The organism is Arthrobacter sp. ISL-5, from assembly GCF_018613835.1.
In the GTDB taxonomy this organism is placed as follows: Bacteria; Actinomycetota; Actinomycetes; order Actinomycetales; family Micrococcaceae; genus Arthrobacter.
Genome location: NZ_JAGGPM010000002.1, coordinates 23,108 through 40,518, shown reverse-complemented (window position 1 = coordinate 40,518; position 17,411 = coordinate 23,108). Strand labels below are relative to the sequence as shown.

General features: G+C 67.7%; 15 protein-coding genes. 11 read left to right on the top strand and 4 right to left on the bottom strand.

Annotated elements, in window-relative coordinates; all coding sequences use genetic code 11:
- Positions 1 to 2: 2 nt before the first annotated feature.
- The 4 genes from J7I89_RS00980 to J7I89_RS00965 are packed head-to-tail and all read left to right on the top strand — an operon-like array spanning position 3 to position 5,963.
- Entirely contained in the window at positions 3 to 1,934 is a 1,932-nt protein-coding gene (locus J7I89_RS00980; protein WP_214966567.1) for an ABC transporter ATP-binding protein, read from the top strand.
- Entirely contained in the window at positions 1,931 to 3,253 is a 1,323-nt protein-coding gene (locus J7I89_RS00975) for an aminoglycoside phosphotransferase family protein (RefSeq protein ID WP_214966566.1), read from the top strand. The genes J7I89_RS00980 and J7I89_RS00975 overlap by 4 nt, the downstream gene beginning before the upstream one ends.
- Positions 3,250 to 4,416, top strand: coding sequence for a phosphotransferase (locus tag J7I89_RS00970; protein ID WP_214966565.1), 1,167 nt, complete (start codon positions 3,250 to 3,252; stop codon positions 4,414 to 4,416). The genes J7I89_RS00975 and J7I89_RS00970 overlap by 4 nt, the downstream gene beginning before the upstream one ends.
- A complete protein-coding gene (locus J7I89_RS00965) occupies positions 4,413 to 5,963 on the top strand; it encodes a UDP-glucose/GDP-mannose dehydrogenase family protein (RefSeq protein ID WP_214966564.1) in 1,551 nt (516 codons plus the stop codon). Before J7I89_RS00970 ends, J7I89_RS00965 begins: the two co-directional genes overlap by 4 nt.
- Before the next feature lie 125 nt (positions 5,964 to 6,088).
- Here the strand turns inward: J7I89_RS00965 and J7I89_RS00960 are convergent, their stop codons facing one another.
- The 3 genes from J7I89_RS00960 to J7I89_RS00950 form a co-directional block, all read right to left on the bottom strand.
- The gene (locus tag J7I89_RS00960) at positions 6,089 to 6,295 is read right to left on the bottom strand and encodes a hypothetical protein (protein WP_214966563.1); all 207 of its coding nucleotides are present in this window, start codon (positions 6,293 to 6,295) and stop codon (positions 6,089 to 6,091) included.
- Between the two features lie 375 nt (positions 6,296 to 6,670).
- Positions 6,671 to 7,684, bottom strand: a complete 1,014-nt coding sequence (locus J7I89_RS25865; RefSeq protein ID WP_214966562.1) for a serine/threonine-protein kinase — start codon at positions 7,682 to 7,684, stop codon at positions 6,671 to 6,673.
- Between the two features lie 5 nt (positions 7,685 to 7,689).
- Positions 7,690 to 8,097, bottom strand: a complete 408-nt coding sequence (locus tag J7I89_RS00950; RefSeq protein ID WP_214966561.1) for a hypothetical protein — start codon at positions 8,095 to 8,097, stop codon at positions 7,690 to 7,692.
- 426 nt (positions 8,098 to 8,523) lie between these two features.
- On the opposite strand from J7I89_RS00950, the gene J7I89_RS00945 reads away from it, so the two are divergent.
- From J7I89_RS00945 to bcp, 7 genes are all read left to right on the top strand, one after another.
- Positions 8,524 to 9,324, top strand: coding sequence for a hydroxypyruvate isomerase family protein (locus J7I89_RS00945; RefSeq protein ID WP_214966560.1), 801 nt, complete (start codon positions 8,524 to 8,526; stop codon positions 9,322 to 9,324).
- 118 nt (positions 9,325 to 9,442) lie between these two features.
- On the top strand, positions 9,443 to 10,321 hold the full coding sequence (locus J7I89_RS00940) for a 2-hydroxy-3-oxopropionate reductase (protein WP_214966559.1): 879 nt from the start codon (positions 9,443 to 9,445) through the stop codon (positions 10,319 to 10,321).
- A 111-nt stretch (positions 10,322 to 10,432) separates the two neighbouring features.
- Positions 10,433 to 12,211, top strand: a complete 1,779-nt coding sequence (gcl, locus tag J7I89_RS00935) for a glyoxylate carboligase (RefSeq protein WP_214966558.1) — start codon at positions 10,433 to 10,435, stop codon at positions 12,209 to 12,211.
- 21 nt (positions 12,212 to 12,232) lie between these two features.
- A complete protein-coding gene (locus J7I89_RS00930) occupies positions 12,233 to 13,459 on the top strand; it encodes a glycerate kinase (protein ID WP_214966557.1) in 1,227 nt (408 codons plus the stop codon).
- Positions 13,452 to 14,795: an allantoinase AllB gene (gene allB / locus J7I89_RS00925; RefSeq protein WP_214966556.1), complete on the top strand. Its 1,344-nt coding sequence runs from the start codon at positions 13,452 to 13,454 to the stop codon at positions 14,793 to 14,795. The genes J7I89_RS00930 and allB overlap by 8 nt, the downstream gene beginning before the upstream one ends.
- A gap of 11 nt (positions 14,796 to 14,806) precedes the next feature.
- Positions 14,807 to 15,583, top strand: coding sequence for a winged helix-turn-helix domain-containing protein (locus tag J7I89_RS00920; protein ID WP_214966555.1), 777 nt, complete (start codon positions 14,807 to 14,809; stop codon positions 15,581 to 15,583).
- Between the two features lie 123 nt (positions 15,584 to 15,706).
- Positions 15,707 to 16,186 carry a thioredoxin-dependent thiol peroxidase gene (gene bcp / locus J7I89_RS00915; protein ID WP_214966554.1) on the top strand — a complete coding sequence of 160 codons (480 nt, stop codon included), beginning with the start codon at positions 15,707 to 15,709 and terminating at the stop codon, positions 16,184 to 16,186.
- Positions 16,187 to 16,431: 245 nt separating this feature from the next.
- Here the strand turns inward: bcp and J7I89_RS00910 are convergent, their stop codons facing one another.
- A complete protein-coding gene (locus tag J7I89_RS00910; protein WP_214966553.1) occupies positions 16,432 to 17,406 on the bottom strand; it encodes a polysaccharide deacetylase in 975 nt (324 codons plus the stop codon).
- Between the last annotated feature and the right edge of the window lie 5 nt (positions 17,407 to 17,411).

Sequence of the window (17,411 nt, the reverse complement as noted above, 5' to 3'; positions counted from 1 at the left end):
CGATGACCGTGAAATTCCACCGAGAGCAGCCGCCGGGGCAGCAGGCGGCCGGGCAGCAAACTCCGGCCCCGCGGAAGCCGGGGCGCCGCCCGTCCCTGCGGCGCGGACGGAAATCCGCCCGGACCCCAAAGCCGGAGTCCGGGCTGCGGCGCACCCTGCGCTGCGTGCGCCCGCATCTCCGGGGCCACCGCCGACTCATGGCGGGCGGATTCGCCGCGCTGGCGTTCGATGTGGTTTTCCGCCTGGTCGAACCGTGGCCCATCAAGCTGGTGATCGACGCCGTTTCCCGCTCGCTGGGCGCCACGCTGCACAAACCAGGCCCCGCCATGGACGCCAGCGTGCAGACGCTCATCCTGTGCGGGGCGGCGGTGGTGGCCATCAGCATCGGACGCGCCATCTCCAACTACTGGTCCGCCGTCTGCTTCGCCCTCATCGGCTCGAGGATCGCCGCGGACCTGAGGGCCCGGGCCTTCCGCCATGTGCAGAGCCTGTCCATGCGCCACCACACTCGGGCGTCCACCGGGGACACCGTCCAGCGCCTGGTGGGCGATGTGTCCCGCCTGCAGGAGGTGGCCGTCACCGCGGGGCTGCCGCTCCTGGGCAACATGGCGACCCTGGTTGCGATGACCGGAATCCTGCTCTGGCTGGATCCCCTGCTCTCCCTGGTGGTGTTCCTGGCCGGCGGCGTCTTCGTCCTCCTGTCCCGCGCCAGCTCGGGCCCGATCACCGCGGCCGCCGGCAGCTCCCGCAAAGGGGAGGGTCAACTCGCCACGACGGCGGCGCAGACGCTCGGCGCCATCCGCGAAGTCCAGGCCTACGGCCTGGAGGACACCATCAGTTCCGGCTTCCGCAGCAGCAACCAGGCCACGCTGGGAACGGGCGTCGCGGCGCTGCGGCTCGCCGCCGGGCTCGAGCGGCGCACCGACGTGCTGATCGGCGTCGCGACGGCGGTGGTGCTGGCCGGCGGCGGCTGGCGGGTCATGGAACACGCGATCACGCCCGGTGACCTGGTGGTGTTCCTGATGTACCTCAAGACCGGCATGAAGCCGCTGAAGGACCTGGCCAAGCAGACCGGCCGGATCGCCCGGGCCACGGCCTCCGGCGAGCGCGTGGCGGACCTGCTGGAAGCGCAGACGGACCTGCCCGAGTCGGCCCACGCCCGCCGCCTGGACAGCAAGAACCCGGACATCGTGCTTGAGGACGTGTTCGCCGGCCACGGCGAAGGAATGGTGCTGCACGGGATCAACCTGGCCATCCCGGCCGGTGAGCATCTGGCCATCCTGGGCCCGTCCGGCGCCGGAAAGTCCACCTTGGCCAGCCTCATCCTGCGCATGATCGATCCCGCCACCGGATCGGTCAAGGTGGGCGGGGAGGACCTGCGGGACCTCAAGATCGCGTCCGTGCGGTCACATGTGTCCATCCTGCTGCAGGACTCCATGCTGTTCGGCACCTCCGTCCGGGACAACATCCGGTTCGGCCGACTCGACGCCACGGACGACGAAATCGAGGAGGCTGCCGCCCTGGCCCAGGCCGACGGCTTCATCCGGGCCCTTCCGGACGGCTACGACACGGTGCTGGGCGAAGCGGCGAAGGACCTCTCCGGCGGCCAGCGGCAGCGGCTCGCCATTGCCCGCGCCATCCTCCGGCAGGCCCCGATCGTCATACTCGACGAGGCGACGGCGGGCCTGGACGCCGCCTCCCGGGATTCCGTCCTGCAGGCCCTCGCCACCCTGACGCGCGAACGGACCTCCATCACCATCACCCACGATGCCCACTCCGCCCGTTCCTGCGACCGCATCATCTGGCTCGAGGACGGCAGGATCGTGGAGGAGGGACGCCCGGAGCTACTGTTGCGGGATCCCGGTACAAGGTTCGCCCGCTGGTTGGAAGACGAGGACCCCAGCCGGCCCGAAGAGAGGCTGGAAGTGCCATGACCGCCGCAGAGCCCGAGTTCAAGAATCCGGACCTCTCCCTGGCCAGCCGCGATGATGCGTTGCCCGGCCTTCCCTGGCTGCTGGACAACACCCGGCTGTCCTCGCTGCTTGGCGAAACCGTCCGCGTGACCCGTGTCCGCTACAAGCCGCGCACCTCGTTGCTGGTGGCCTTCCGCCGCATCCGCAACGGCGCCTTCGACTACGGCTGGGCCATGACCCGGACCCCCGCAGGCAACGCCAAGCTCCTCCGTCGCGAACTCACCTCGCGGTCCCGCAGCGGAGGCATCCGGGTCCTGCGGCCCGATCCCCGGCAGGACGACAACCTGGTGGCGGTGGGCGGCGTCGAGGACGACTGGGTCCTCTACGGTAACCTGCTCTGGCTGCGCGAACACGGCCTGGAACGGCTCGGCCTCCAGCACCGGCCGGGCGCGCTGCTGGCCGGCGCCGGCAGTACGCTCGCCGGCGCAGGCAGCGTGCTGCGGTACAAGCCCGAACGCCGCCTGGTTCTTTTCGTCCCAAACTCCGGCGCCCCGGTGGTCATCAAGGCCGCCGCAACGCCGGCCGGCGCCGAACAGCAGGCCCATTTCCTGGAGCGGCTGAACCTGCACGGCGTTCCGCACCTCACCCAGCTGGGCGACGCTGAATGCCTCGAGCACGGCATCAGCGCCTGCGCGGCCTGGGGCGGAGGCGACCTTGCCGGGCTCGACGACGACTCCGGGGCGGTCAGCGCAGGGGAAGCCCTGGCCAGGCTGCATGGAATACCTCTCGGAGGGTTCCCGGCCGGGCCGGAGGTCTGGCGGGACGAAATCGCCGCGCAGCTCCGGGCCACGCGGACCATGGTTGCGTCGCTGCTCCCCGACCTGGAGGAACCGGCCCGACGAATGGAAGCCGAGCTGCGCACCCGCCTGCTGACCGACGGCACCGCGTCCAAGTACGTCCTGGTCCACGGGGACTTCTCCGCGGACCAGGTGCTGGTGGGCGGTTCGGAAGTGCGCCTCATAGATTTCGACCGGGCGCGCACAGGCGTGGCCGAGGCTGATCTGGGATCGTTCGCAGCCGCGGAGGAAGCCGTGCGCGCCGAGGCCTCCGGAGGGCCTACCGGGCCCGCCCGGGGCACCGGGGGTGCCGGGGGCCCGAAAACCGCCCGGCTCAGCGAGGGCTACGCCGGGGCGGGCGGGCGGTTCACCCCAGCGGGCGTGGACGCCTGGGCAGCCTTCCGGCTGTTCAACAGCAGCGTTGATCCCTTCCGGGACCGGTCCCCCGAATGGGCCGCCGACATGTCCTGGCACCTGCGCCGGGCCAAGGAGCTGATCTCATGAACTGGCATCCTCCCGTCCCCAGCCGCGTCACCGACCCCGCGGGAAAACAATGGCTGGTGAGCCGAGCATGGCCCGGCATCTCGGCAGGCCGCTACGTCCTCGAGGTGCAGTCGCCCGACCATCCCGGCGTTCTGGGCGGGTTCTTCCGCGAAGGCCGGTTTGTCCCGGTAGACGCGGACGACTCCAAGCTGCCCGCCCTCGCACGCGAGTCATCCAAGGGGGAAACAGTGGTCCACCGCGCCCACAAGCGGGCAGTCCTCCGTGCCGGCGACACGTACATCAAGGTGTTCCGGCCTGAACAGGCGCCTGGTGCGACCACAAACCACGTGTTGGCCACCGCGCCCCTGGCCGGCGGCAGCTTCAGGACACCGGTCATGACCGCAGCCCGGCCGGACGTCCTGGTCTTCAGCCGCGTGGCCGGCCGGTCCTACTATGAGCTCGGCCAGGACAAGACCACCGTCACAGACAACTTCTTTGCCGGCATGTGGGCTGACTGGTCGCGGGCCTGGACAGAAACTGTTGCCCGCGCCAGCGGCTCCGCTTTCCGCGGCAGCCTGGAGCAGCTTCCGCTGCGCGATGCCGAGGAAGAACTGGCCAAGGTGCGGCGGTGGATGGATCGCTGGCTGCTCCACAGCGAAGGGATCCCCGAGGCTGCGCAGGGACGCGCTGCACTCATGGCACAGGTCGACGCCGTAACGGCCCGCCTTCTGGCCGGGCCCCACGATCCCCTAGGGTGGGCGCACGGAGACCTGCACGACAAGCAAATACTGGGCACGGACAACGCCGGAGCGCCGGGGCTGCTGGATTTCGACGAGGCCTGCAGGGCCGAGGCAGCCCTGGATTTGGCCAACCTGGACGTGCACCTGGAACTGCGCCGGAGGCAGAACCTGCTTACAGCCCAGCGGTTTGCGATCGCCCACGCGAGCATCGTGTCCGCGGCCAGCCGCCTGCACGTCAGCCCGGAACGGTTCGAGGCGTATGCCGCCTCCGCCCGGCTCCGGCTGGCCTGCATTTACTCCTTCCGCCCGCCGTGGGGATCCTGGGCGGTGAGATACCTGACATCAATGGACCTGGTTTCGCCGGAGCTGCGCCGATCGCCCGAACGCAGAGCGCCGGGGCGCGAACCCGTCCCCCTATTGAGCACAGAACAGAGCCTGACATGAGCAATTCCCGATGGGGAGATTACGTCGCCCCGTCCGTCCCGCCGTCGTCCGTTCCTCCCGCCCCTACTGACGTGGCCGCCACTGCCGCCGGCCCGTCAGGTAACGGCTCCGGTCCGTCCGGAAACGGTTCCGGTCCGTCCGGAAACGGCTCCCGTCCCGCAGGCCTTTCCCTGACCGTCATCGGCACAGGGTATCTGGGCACCACGCACGCCGTGTGCATGGCGCTCCTGGGCCACCGGGTGGTGGGGATCGACGTCGACGAGGCCAAGGTGGACTCGCTGTCCCGCGGAAAGCCTCCGTTCTTCGAACCGGGCCTCAAGAAGCTCCTGCAGATAATGCTGGAAAGCGGCAGGCTGACGTTTACCAGCGACTTCTCCGTGGCCCGCGGCGCCGACATTCACTTCGTGTGCGTCGGCACCCCGCAGGAGGCAGACTCCCCGGCCGCCGACCTCCGCTTCGTGCACTCGGCCCTCGCCCGCCTGGCGCCGCACCTGGACCGGCACTGCCTGGTCGCGGGAAAGTCCACCGTTCCGATCGGCACGGCGGCAGGCCTGACGGCGTTCGTCCAGTCAAGCGCTCCCGCCGGCGGGCTCGCTGAGCTGGCGTGGAACCCGGAGTTCCTGAGCGAAGGGCACGCGGTGGAGGACACCCTGCACCCGGACCGGCTGGTGTTCGGAGTTGCCTCCGAGTGGGCCCGGGAGCGGCTGGCCACCTGTTACGCGCCGATCATCGCCCAGGGCACTCCGGTGGTGGTCACCGACCTCGCCACCGCCGAACTGGTGAAGGCAGCCGCGAACTCCTTCCTCGCCACCAAGATCTCCTACATCAACGCGATGGCGGAGGTGTGCGAGGCGACCGGTGCCGACGTCAACGATCTGGCCAGGGCGCTGTCCTACGACACGCGCATCGGCGGCCGCTTCCTCAAGCCGGGCCTTGGCTTTGGCGGGGGCTGCCTCCCGAAGGACATCCGCGCCTTCACCCACCGGGCCAGGGAACTCGGCGTCGGGCAGGCGGTCGGGTTCCTGCAGGAAGTGGATGCCATCAACCAGCGGCGGCGCCAGCGCACCGTGGACCTCATCACCGAAATGGCCTGCGGGGACCTGACCGGCGTGCACGTCACTGTCCTGGGCGCCGCCTTCAAGCCCGATTCCGACGATATCCGGGACGCCCCGGCGCTGGATGTTGCCCGCATGCTCCATCAGGCCGGGGCCAGGGTGACCGTGTACGACCCCAAGGCCATGGACAACGCCCGCCGGAGCTACCCGGACCTGGCCTACGCCGGCTCGCTCGAGGCCGCCGTGACCGGCGCAGAGATCGTGGCGCTCCTGACCGAATGGGACGTGTTCCGCCGCGCAGATCCCGCCGCACTCGGCGAGCTGGTGCAGCTCCGCAACATCGTGGACGGCCGGCACGCGCTGGACGCCGACGCCTACCGGGCGGCCGGCTGGGACTACCGCGCCCTCGGAGCACCCACCCGCCTGCCGGCGCGGGCACCGGCTTCCCAGCCGTTTGAACCGGCGTCACGGGATGCGTCGCTGGGCGTGTAGGAGGGGTTTCAGCTGGAACAGCGATCACGGCGGCTCCGTGACGGTGCCGCCGTGATCTGGGTGGATTTCGGCTGTAAATATGAGGTGTTGTGGCCTGCTTCGGCTGGCCGTCGGAGCGGCCCTTGTCAGAGTGCCGGGTCAGGTGCTCCGGCGGGCTTGTTGCGGGTTTGCGTCAGGTGCAGCTGCAGTTTCGCTTCTGCTTCCCGACGGCGCCGAGCCTGCTCGCGCAGTTGCCGTGTTGCCTCGGAGCCTTCGGGATGGAACATTCCGGCCGTTCGATTGCGGGGAGCGCCACCGCCGGAGGGTGCCGCCGCCATCAGTTCTTCGCTCATGCCCCATGGTCACATGCACTTGTTCAGGCGGGAAGATCTCCGGGCGCAGCGTGACCGGATCGGAATGTTGCGGCGTTCGCGCCGCAATCATAAGGGCCGGCGGCGGTTGGGAAGGCACCCCGGGCTTGCCAGGGCTCTTGCCGTCGGCCCCACGTCAATTCTACTTACAACACCGTGGTTCTGGACAGCGAGAGGTCCTTGGTCTCCCGGAAGAAATGGAGCGTTATGAAACTCCATACTCCCTCGGCCTGAACCTATTTTGGCTATGGGTATTTAGCCTCGCTGGCGTCCTGAGAGTTCGTCCCTCCGCTACGGCTGCTGCCATGTTGAGACAACTTTCGTTAACGCGACCCACCCGCGGGGGCACATAAAGTATTATCGTCCTGCTTCGGCTATGCGACCGAGCACCGAAGCTGCATGGCCCGTGGCACCCGGTAGGCCGGGAAACGAGTCGCAATCTCTTACGATCCTTCGCCATCCCTTTCCATTTAAGGCCCGCTCTACCTTGAATGCCCATCGGTTGCGGGCGGCAGGTTCAATTGCCGCACGCCACGCCACGTCCCCAATCTCTGCCCACCCCGCCCAAGACTGTCCCTCCGCGGGCCCTTCCGGGACCCAAGAGACGACAGGACGAGCGGCCTCGAGCCCATGCCGGAAATCCCACGCAGACTGATATCGGGACGCCGGCTGCGCGTGCATCGCCTTCCGAACGACTCGCCTAAGCCTGGGATGAACATGCGGCAGCCAGCCGTCAGGAACCACGCTTCCTTTTGAGGCGATTGACGCTCGGAAGGATTCAAATTCTCGATCGCCGTTCAGTAGGCGATAAGCGGTGATTCCGAGCGCGTATACGTCACCGACAGCGGAGTCTATTCCCCGGTCAGCTTCCAGGGCCTCAGGCGGAAGATGAGCGGTATAAGACCACGGCGGCACGACTGACGATCCGTTAGTGAAACAGGACAACCCGAAGTCGCTCAGTTTTACCGCGCCGCCTGCTTGAAGAAGTAGGTTGCCTGGCTTTATGTCACGATGCAACAGGCCCCGGGAATGGAGGTGCTCCACCCCCCGACACGCTTCCTCCATTAACCGCACGGCATCTCTAACTGCGATGGGCAATCCGCTATAGCGATCCTCGACGCTGCCTGCCTCCAAATACTCCATACGGATGACTGGGACTCCGTCGGTTTCTTCGGCCGAAAAGATTTGCACGACGTTTTCATGCTTGGCAGCCATCATGGCCTGAGCTTCAGCATAAGGGAATGACCCAGGAGCCAAGCGCGAAGGTTCTAAGTACTTTGCTGCGCACAAACGACCAAGACCCTCATCCTCTTCAAGCCATACCTCTCCGAAGTAGCCGGCACCCAGGCGCCGAATCTGACGGTATGCCATTCGACTTAGGCGCCTGCGGGATACTGCGCTACGGCGACAGCCAATTGTTCGCGACGTAGTTTTGCCGTGCTGGCAATGCATGGAACCAGTTCCATGGCCGCCTCGGCCAAGGCCTGCGTCTTGCCAAATGCGCTGCGGACTGTGGCACTTTTGTAGCCCTTGACCGGAATATGCAACTCCGCCAGTGCTGCCTGGACGACACCGTCCACTTCGGCCCTGCCATAGTTCGGCGCGCCCGACCGTCCAGACTCCGCCAATCGAAGTGATGCCCTGTCGACCGCGTGTTTGGTCAGAATGGCTAGGATTTCCCGCCGAACCCAGGCCAATTGGCCCGCGCGATCATCAGCCGGAAGACTCACTTCTTTCGAGTGCAGAATCTGCACACTTGCCCTGTGATCGCCTTCTGTGATCACCCACCCGAGCTTTTCAGCGTGATTCCTTACTCCGATTACCCGCACCGCTTACCCCCAAATGGACGCCAACTTAGACCGAAAGCTCATCTTACCGATCAACCCCTGGATCACTTGGGGTGCGGCTTTTCCGCTCACTCAACAGCCGTCGTGCCGTCCCGAAACACGAAACAAGACGGAAGGGCGTCCAGACCCGCAGCCCGCTCGCACTCAGCAGCGCAGGTTCGGGACAATCGATCGCCTTCTCGGTCTGATCATCCGGCAGGCTTGGTATCCCAAACTCCCTTTCCCGTACCCACCCCCTTGACTCCCACCCCCACCTTCCCTAAACTTTTCATAAAGCAGAATCTAAATTCCACAAAGCGGAATCTCGTAAGAGCCAAGCTAGCAGGGAAGATAGATCAAAGCCCCTCCTCGGAAGGACCTACGATGACGTACACAGTGAACTGCTCCATCCTCCTGACGGAGCTGCCCTTGCTCGAGCGCCCCGCCGCAGCGAAGGCTGCCGGCTTTGACGCCGTCGAGTTCTGGTGGCCCTTCGAAACCTCCGTCCCCACCGATGCCCAGGTCACCGCCTTCGAGCGCGCCGTCACCGACGCCGGCGTCCAGCTCTCCGGCCTGAACTTCAACGCCGGAAACATGCCCGGCGGCGACCGCGGCCTCACCTCCTGGCCCGCCCGCTCTGCGGAATTCCGCGACAACATCGACGTCGTCGCAGGAATCGGCGAGCGCCTCGGCTGCAAGGCATTCAACGCCCTCTACGGCAACCGCGTGGACGGCGAATCCGCCGAAAAGCAGGACGCCATCGGCGCCGAAAACCTGGCGGCGGCGGCCGCCGGCGTCGCCCGCATCGGCGGCACCGTCCTCCTCGAACCGGTCAGCGGCGCACCCAAGTACCCGCTCCTCACAGCCGACGACGCACTCAAGGTGATCGCCCGCGTCAAGGCGGAGTCCGGCGTCGACAACATCAAGCTCCTCGCCGACTTCTACCACCTGGCGGTCAACGGGGACGACGTCGCCGCCGTCATCGAAAACCACGCCAAGGACTTCGGCCACATCCAGATCGCCGACAGCCCCGGCCGCGGGGCTCCCGGAACCGGCGAGCTTCCCCTCGGCGAGTGGATCGCCCGCAGCCGCGAACTCGGCTACGAGGGCTACATCGGCCTCGAGTACAAGGAGCCGGCGGAAACGGCCTTCAGCTGGGCCATCCGCGAGCACGCCGCCGGATAGTCCCCTAGCCCAACTGGGTAGCAGTAGATGTCGTTTAGAGCCCTCAAAACGACATCTACTGCGACCTAGTTGGGTCCGGCTAACTCAATCTCCGCACAGACTTCAGTAAGGAACCATCATGAGCAACGTTTCAGTCATCGGACTCGGCATCATGGGCCTGCCAATGGCCATCAACCTCGTCAAGGCCGGGCACACCGTCACCGGCTTCAACCGCAGCCAGGACAAGATCGACAAGCTCGTCACCGAAGGCGGCAAGGGCGCCACGAGCATCGCCGACGCCGTCAAGGACGCCGACGTCGTCATCACCATGGTGCCGGACTCCCCCGATGTTGAGGGCGTCGTCAGCGGCCCCGACGGCGTTTTCGCCAACGCCAAGCAGGGCACCCTCTGGATCGACGCGAGCAGCATCCGCCCGGACGTCGCCAAGCGCCTCTCCGACGACGCCCGCGCAGCAGGCATCCGCCCCCTTGACGCACCGGTCTCCGGCGGCGAGCAGGGCGCCATCGATGCCGCCCTCTCCATCATGGTCGGCGGCGACGCGGCCGACTTCGAGGCAGCCCAGGACGTCCTGAACGCCGTCGGCAAGACCATCGTCCACGTCGGCCCGTCCGGCTCCGGCCAGACCGTCAAGGCGGCCAACCAGCTGATCGTCGCGGTCAACATTGAGGTCCTCGGCGAGGCCATCGCCTTCCTTGAGGCCTACGGCGTGGACACCGACGCCGCCCTCAAGGTCCTCGGCGGGGGCCTTGCCGGCTCCAAGGTCCTGGACCAGAAGGGCCAGAAGATGCTCGACCGCAACTTCGACCCCGGCTTCCGCCTGGCCCTGCACCACAAGGATCTGGGCATCGTCAGTTCCGCCGCCCGCGAAGCCAACGTCGCCATCCCGCTCGGCGCCGTCGTCGCACAGCTCGTCGCCGCCACCGTCAACCAGGGCGACGGCAGACTCGACCACTCGGGACTCTTCAAGCAGGTCCTCCAGCTCAGCGGCCGCAAGTAAAGCACCTCCGGCCGCAGGCCGGATAACAAGCAAAACCGGGCAACCGCCGTCGTACACAAACGACGGCGGCTCCCTAACTACACCCAAAAACAGACTTTCAAGGAGCACACCATGACGAAGATGCGTACCGTAGACGCAGCCGTCGCCATCCTGGAGAAGGAGGGCGCCACCGAGGCGTTCGGCCTGCCAGGCGCGGCAATCAACCCCTTCTACTCGGCAATGAGGGCCCACGGCGGCATCCGCCACACCCTGGCCCGCCACGTTGAAGGCGCCAGCCACATGGCGGACGGCTACTCCCGTGCCGCGGACGGCAACATCGGCATCTGCATCGGCACGTCCGGCCCCGCCGGCACCGACATGATCACCGGCCTGTACGCCGCATGGGCCGATTCCATCCCCATGCTCTGCATCACCGGCCAGGCCCCCGTGGCCAAGCTGCACAAGGAAGACTTCCAGGCCGTGGACATCGAGTCCATCGCCAAGCCGGTCACCAAGATGGCCATGACCATCCTGGAGCCAGGCCAGGTGCCCGGCGCGTTCCAGAAGGCCTTCCAGCTGATGCGCTCCGGCCGCCCCGGCCCCGTGCTGCTGGACCTGCCCATCGACGTGCAGATGGCCGAGATCGAATTCGACATCGACACCTACGAGCCCCTGCCCGTCGAGAAGCCCAAGGCCAGCCGCAAGCAGCTGGAAAAGGCCCTGGACATGCTGACCGCAGGCGAGCGCCCGCTGATCGTGGCCGGCGGCGGCATCATCAACGCCGGCGCCTCCGCGCAGCTGGTGGAACTGGCCGAACTGCTGGGTGTTCCGGTCATCCCCACCCTGATGGGCTGGGGCGCCATCGCCGACGACCACCCGCTGATGGCCGGCATGGTGGGCCTGCAGACCTCGCACCGCTACGGCAACGAGAACTACCTGCGCAGCGACTTCGTGATCGGCATCGGCAACCGCTGGGCAAACCGCCACACCGGCGGGCTGGACACCTACACGGCCGGCCGCAAGTTCGTGCACATCGACATCGAGCCCACCCAGATCGGCCGCGTGTTCTCCCCCGACCTGGGCATCGCGTCCGACGCCGGCGCCGCCCTGGCCGGCCTGGTGGAGCTGGCCCGCGAGCGCCGCGACGCCAAGACCCTGCCCGACTACTCCGCCTGGGCTGCCGAGTGCGCCGAGCGCAAGGCCACCCTGCACCGCAAGACGCACTTCGACAACATCCCCATCAAGCCGCAGCGCGTGTACGAGGAGATGAACAAGTCCTTCGGCAAGGACACCACGTACGTGTCCACCATCGGCCTGTCCCAGATCGCCGGCGCCCAGATGCTGCACGTGTTCGGCCCGCGCAAATGGATCAATGCCGGTCAGGCCGGTCCCCTGGGCTGGACCGCCCCGGCCGCCCTGGGCGTTGTCCGCGGCAAGCCCGACGAGACCGTGGTGGCCCTGTCCGGCGACTACGACTTCCAGTTCATGATCGAGGAGCTGGCCGTGGGCGCGCAGTTCAACCTGCCGTACATCCACGTGGTGGTGAACAACTCCTACCTCGGCCTGATCCGCCAGTCGCAGCGCGGGTTCAACATGGAGCAGAACGTGTCCCTGGCGTTCGAGAACATCAACAGCCCGGAAACGAACGGCTACGGCGTGGACCACATCAAGGTGGCCGAGGGTCTGGGCTGCAAGGCCATCCGCGTGGAGGACCCCAACGACATGGCTGCCGCCTTCGACAAGGCCACGGCGCTCATGGGCGAGTTCCAGGTTCCCGTGGTTGTTGAAGTGATCCTGGAGAAGATCACCAACATCTCCATGGGCGTGGAAATCAACGCCGTGAACGAGTTCGAGGAGCTGGCGGCCACCGCAGCCGACGCCCCCACCGCCATCCTGGCCCTGCAGCCCTAATTAGGAAAGACAGGCACTGCAATGCGCATTGTGATCGCGCCGGACAAGTTCAAGGGCTCGCTCTCCGCCCCGGACGTCGCCCGGCACCTTGAGGAGGGGCTGCAGGCCGGCTTCCGCACCGCGGAGCTTGGTCCCCTTGAGGTACTGCGGATTCCCGTGGCCGACGGCGGTGAAGGCACCTTGGATGCCGCCGTCGGCTCCGGCTTCACCCGCCGCCGTGCCGTGGTGAGCGGCCCTACCGGGCTGCCGCTGACGGCGGAGTTTGCGGTCCGCGGGCGGGAGGCGGTCATCGAGATGGCCGCGGCCTCCGGGCTCGCCATCCTGCCGGGCGGCGCCGGAGGGACCGGCGGCCCGGATTCCGCCACCGCGAAGGCGGCCACGAGCCTGGGCACCGGCGAACTCATCCGGTCCGCGCTCGACGCCGGCTGCCGGCAGATCATCCTGGGTGTCGGCGGCAGTGCCAATACCGACGGCGGAGCGGGAGTCCTGCAGGGACTCGGCGCCATACTCTTTGACGCCGAAGGCAAGGAACTCCCGCTCGGGGGTGCGGCCCTGGCTGACCTGGCAAGCATCGACTTTTCCGGATTCGACTCCCGTTTGGACGAGGCCCGCTTCGTCCTGGCCAGCGACGTGGACAACCCGCTGCTGGGCCCGGAAGGCGCCCCCGCCATCTTCGGCCCGCAGAAGGGCGCCACGCCTGAGGACGTCCGTGCACTGGACGGCGCCCTGGCAAACTTCGTGCAGGTCCTCGCGGGCGAAATCGGGCCCCGCGCGCTGAAAGCCGCGGACGCGCCGGGCGCCGGAGCCGCCGGAGGCGTCGGTTACGCAGCCATCGCGGTACTGGCCGCGAGCCGCCGGCCGGGGATCGACGTCGTGCTTGAATTCACGGAACTGGCAGACCGGCTGGCCGGCGCCGATCTGGTGATCACCGGCGAAGGCAGCCTCGACGAGCAGAGCCTGCTGGGCAAGACGCCCATGGGCGTGGCCCGCGCGGCGGCGCTGGCGGGGGTGCCCGTGATGGCGGTCTGCGGCCGCACCACGCTCACGCCCGAACAGCAGAAGGAATCCGGATTCCGGCAGGTCTACCCGCTCACCGCGCTGGAGGCCAAGGTAGATATATGTATAGCCGAAGCGGCATCCCTGCTTGAACAATTGGGAACGAACATCGGCCTGGAGCTGGCGGAAACGGCCCCGGCCAACCCCGCACCAGCGAACAGTGCCCACACAAAGGAGCCCCTGAATGTCTGAAGAACGCTTTGACCTGGTCATCCGGGGCCGGCGCATCCTCACCACCGCCGGCATCGCGGCACGTGAAGTGGGCGTGCGCGGCGGCAGGATCGTCGCCATCGAGCCGCTCGGCAACGGCCTCGCCGGCGCTGAAGTGATCGAGCTCGCCGACGACGAAACCCTCATCCCCGGCCTCGTGGACACCCACGTCCACGTCAACGAGCCCGGCCGCACCGAGTGGGAGGGCTTCGCGTCCGCCACCCGCGCCGCCGCGGCCGGCGGCGTCACCACCATCATCGACATGCCGCTGAACTCCATCCCGCCCACCACCACGGTGGAAGGCCTCAAGCTCAAGCGAGAGGTGGCCGAGGACCAGGCGTTCGTGGACGTCGGTTTCTGGGGCGGCGCCGTGCCCGGCAACAAGGCGGACCTCCGCCCGCTGCACGACGAGGGCGTGTTCGGCTTCAAGTGCTTCCTGCTGCACTCCGGCGTGGACGAGTTCCCGCACCTCGAAGCGGACGAGATGGAGGAGGACATGGCCGAGCTCAAGTCCTTCGACTCGCTAATGATCGTCCACGCCGAGGACTCGCACGCGATCGACCACGCGCCCCACCCGGGCGGGGACAAGTACGCGACCTTCCTGGCCTCCCGCCCCCGCGGCGCCGAGAACAAGGCCATCGCCGAGGTCATTGAGCGGGCCCGCTGGACCGGCGCCCGCGCCCACATCCTGCACCTGTCCTCCTCCGACGCGCTGCCGATGATCGCCTCCGCCAAGCGCGACGGCGTCCACCTCACCGTGGAGACGTGCCCGCACTACCTCACGCTCATGGCCGAGGAGATCCCCAACGGCGCCACCGCGTACAAGTGCTGCCCGCCCATCCGCGAGGCCTCCAACCGCGAGCTCCTCTGGCAGGGCCTGCAGGACGGCACCATCGACTGCATCGTCTCGGACCACTCCCCTTCGACGCTTGACCTGAAGGACCTGGAAAACGGTGACTTCGCCGTGGCCTGGGGCGGTGTCTCCTCGCTGCAGCTGGGCCTGTCCCTGATCTGGACCGAGGCCCGGCACCGCGGCATCTCCCTGGAGCAGGTCGTGTCGTGGATGGCGGAGAAGCCTGCAGCCCTCGCCCGCCTCTCCAACAAGGGCCAGCTGGCGCTCGGGTACGACGCCGACTTCTCGGTCTTCGCGCCGGACGAGGCCTTCGTGGTGGACGTCTCCAAGCTCAAGCACAAGAACCCCATCACCCCGTACGACGGCAAGGCCCTCTCCGGCGTCGTCCGCCGCACCTACCTGCGCGGCAACGTGGTGGATGGCCAGACCCCCGGCGGCAAACTGATCCGCCGCGGCGGCGTCTGAGGCGCACCGCCATGGCTGTCCACGCCCATACGCCCGCCCCGCGGGTGCGGTGTGCGCCGGTTCCGGGGGCGCCGGTTCCGGGGGCGCTGGTTCCTGGGGCGGCGCCGCGGAGTGCGCCGTCCCTGAAGGCGCCGTCGCTCAAGGCGCCGTCGCTGAAGGCGCGGGGCCTGGCCGTTTGGGTGACCGTCGGGGCAGGGCAGGAAATCGATGAAGCCGTACTGGCGCGCGCTGCCGAACTCGTGCTGGCGCGAGCCCTGAAGATTGCTCCGGAGGCGGAAGTCCACTGGCCCGCCGCCGGAGCCGCAACGTCCGACGTCGGGATGTCACCGGCCGGGATGCTCCCTGGGGAGGGGGCGCCGACCGGTCCCGACGGCGGCACTCCCGCGCCGTCGTCGTCCTCCACGGAGGACTCCCCGCACACGGACGACGACGGCGCCTCCCTCCTGCCGCCGTCGCCCGGCCCGGTGAGCCGGGTCGCCGTCGACCTCGCCGCGGGCGAGGTGCTGCTGGACGGCGAGCTCGTGGGGCTGACCGGCGTCGAATTCAAGCTGCTGCGCTACCTCGTGGAAAACTGCTCGCGCGCCATTGGCCGGGACGAGCTGCGGCTGTTCCTGGAATCGTTCGACAGCCCCGGTGCGGCCACCCGCTCCATCGACGTATACGTGGGGCGGGTGCGGCGGAAGCTGCGCGGCGGCCGGCACGCGATCGCCACTGTGCGCGGCGGCGGTTACCAGTTCATCCCCGGTCCGGCGGCCACAGTGCGCGGCCCGGCGGAATACAGCATCTAGGCCGGCTGTTATCAGTTTCAGTCCTTGTTTGCCCGACTGAGTCCTTATTCGACGCGCATTTTTGCCTGACCAGTTTTTGTCTGACATGTTTTTGTTGACCCATGATCCGTCCGAAGGAATGCCATGAGCCCCAACCTGACCAATAAGCTCCAGCCCGGAACCCAGGCGCCGGACTTCACCCTGCGGGACGCCGAAGGCAAGCAGAACTCGCTGGCCGACTACCGCGGCAAGAACGTCATCGTGTACTTCTACCCCGAGGCCGCCACCCCCGGCTGCACCACCGAGGCCTGCGATTTCCGCGACAACCTGGCCACCTTGCAGGGCTCCGGCTACGAGGTACTGGGCGTCTCCCCCGATGCCCCGGAGAAGCTGGCACACTTCACCGGCGACTTCGCACTGACCTTCCCGCTGCTCGCCGACGAGGACCACTCCGTAGCGCTGGCCTACGGCGCCTGGGGCGAGAAGCTCGTGGACGGTGAGGTCCGCGAGGGCATCGTCCGCTCCACCGTGGTACTGGACCCCGACGGCCGGGTCCGCCTGGCCCGCTACCAGGTCAAGGCCCAGGGCCACGTGCAGGCGCTGAAGGACGAGCTCGGCGTCTAACCCTCCCCCTCCCGACGCTCTCTCACCTCCTGCAGGTTTTCCTGGGACGCTCTCTCACCTCCTGCAGGTTTTCCTGGGACGCTCTCTCACCTCCTGCAGGTTTTGGGCCCACGCTCTCTCACCCTTCGCAATAAAAGCCGGAACGCTCTCACCTGGTGAGAGAGCGTTCCGGCTTGAGCGACAGATGGTGAGAGAGCGTTCCGGATTAAGCGGCAGGAAGTGAGAGAGCGTCCTTTGTAGCGAAGTCAGAGCTTGCCGGCGGCCAGCTCCGACTGCCGGACCTCCGGCTGCAGGACCCTGGCCGGGGTGAAGCGGGCGCCGGCGTCGGGGAAGGCCGGGACCTCGATCCTGGCGTGGCTGTGGACTTCAGTGACGGTGTCCCGGGTGTGCTCGGCGATCTTGGCCATGGTGGTGACCCACATGCCGTCCATGGCCTTGACCCGGCTGATCAGTTGTTCGAGGGCCACGGCTTTTGAGGGTCGGCCGGAGATGAACGGGTGGTTGGTCAGCACGAAGCAGCTGCCGGCCGCGTGGTGCGCCTCGGCCTCCAGCGTCCACATCTCGAGCACCTTGGCGGGGCTTTCAATGACGCCGCTGCCGGTCACGCCGGGATAGAAGGCGTACTGCTCCCAGTCGTCCAGTGCCCAGTCGACCGGGATTTCGACCAGATCCCGGGGATCGCCGTCGGCGACGCTGAAGCGGTACGGGGCGTCGCCGTCGAGCAGGCTTGAGTCGTAGAGGAAGCCCCGGTCCGCCAGCAGGGCCGGCGAGTGCCAGTTCAGCTCCCACCAGGGAGCGCGGTAGCCGACCGGCCGCACGCCCGCGACCTTGGCCAGCGCCTCCAGCCCCCGGTCGATGTACCGCGCCTCGGTGGCGGCGTCGATGCCCTGCATGGGTTCGTGCAGGTAGCCGTGGTGGGCGATCTCATGGCCTGCGTCCACGATGCGTCGCACGACGTCGGGGTAGCTTTCCGCGGTGAAACCCGGGATGAAGAACGTGGCCTGGATGTCCTGCCGCGCCAGGATCTGCAACAGCCTGGGGACCGCGACCTTGGGGCCATAGGACTGATGCGTCATGAGGGACATCCGGCGCGTGCTGGTGGGGTCATGGGCAATGGTGCATGATTCGGCGTCGACGTCGAACGTGAAGGATGCGGCTGCCCGGTACCCTTCGGGCCAGGTGATGGGGTGGGCGGAGTCCGCGAAGGCGGGGAATTCCATGGTCC

Bases quoted from the DNA above. Each gene is read 5' to 3' on its own strand.
- J7I89_RS00980 (WP_214966567.1), top strand. From the start codon at position 3: ATGACCGTGAAATTCCACCGAGAGCAGCCGCCGGGGCAGCAGGCGGCC.
- J7I89_RS00975 (WP_214966566.1), top strand. From the start codon at position 1,931: ATGACCGCCGCAGAGCCCGAGTTCAAGAATCCGGACCTCTCCCTGGCC.
- J7I89_RS00970 (WP_214966565.1), top strand. From the start codon at position 3,250: ATGAACTGGCATCCTCCCGTCCCCAGCCGCGTCACCGACCCCGCGGGA.
- J7I89_RS00965 (WP_214966564.1), top strand. From the start codon at position 4,413: ATGAGCAATTCCCGATGGGGAGATTACGTCGCCCCGTCCGTCCCGCCG.
- J7I89_RS00960 (WP_214966563.1), bottom strand. From the start codon at position 6,295: ATGAGCGAAGAACTGATGGCGGCGGCACCCTCCGGCGGTGGCGCTCCC.
- J7I89_RS25865 (WP_214966562.1), bottom strand. From the start codon at position 7,684: ATGGCATACCGTCAGATTCGGCGCCTGGGTGCCGGCTACTTCGGAGAG.
- J7I89_RS00945 (WP_214966560.1), top strand. From the start codon at position 8,524: ATGACGTACACAGTGAACTGCTCCATCCTCCTGACGGAGCTGCCCTTG.
- J7I89_RS00940 (WP_214966559.1), top strand. From the start codon at position 9,443: ATGAGCAACGTTTCAGTCATCGGACTCGGCATCATGGGCCTGCCAATG.
- gcl (WP_214966558.1), top strand. From the start codon at position 10,433: ATGACGAAGATGCGTACCGTAGACGCAGCCGTCGCCATCCTGGAGAAG.
- J7I89_RS00930 (WP_214966557.1), top strand. From the start codon at position 12,233: ATGCGCATTGTGATCGCGCCGGACAAGTTCAAGGGCTCGCTCTCCGCC.
- allB (WP_214966556.1), top strand. From the start codon at position 13,452: ATGTCTGAAGAACGCTTTGACCTGGTCATCCGGGGCCGGCGCATCCTC.
- J7I89_RS00920 (WP_214966555.1), top strand. From the start codon at position 14,807: ATGGCTGTCCACGCCCATACGCCCGCCCCGCGGGTGCGGTGTGCGCCG.
- bcp (WP_214966554.1), top strand. From the start codon at position 15,707: ATGAGCCCCAACCTGACCAATAAGCTCCAGCCCGGAACCCAGGCGCCG.
- J7I89_RS00910 (WP_214966553.1), bottom strand. From the start codon at position 17,406: ATGGAATTCCCCGCCTTCGCGGACTCCGCCCACCCCATCACCTGGCCC.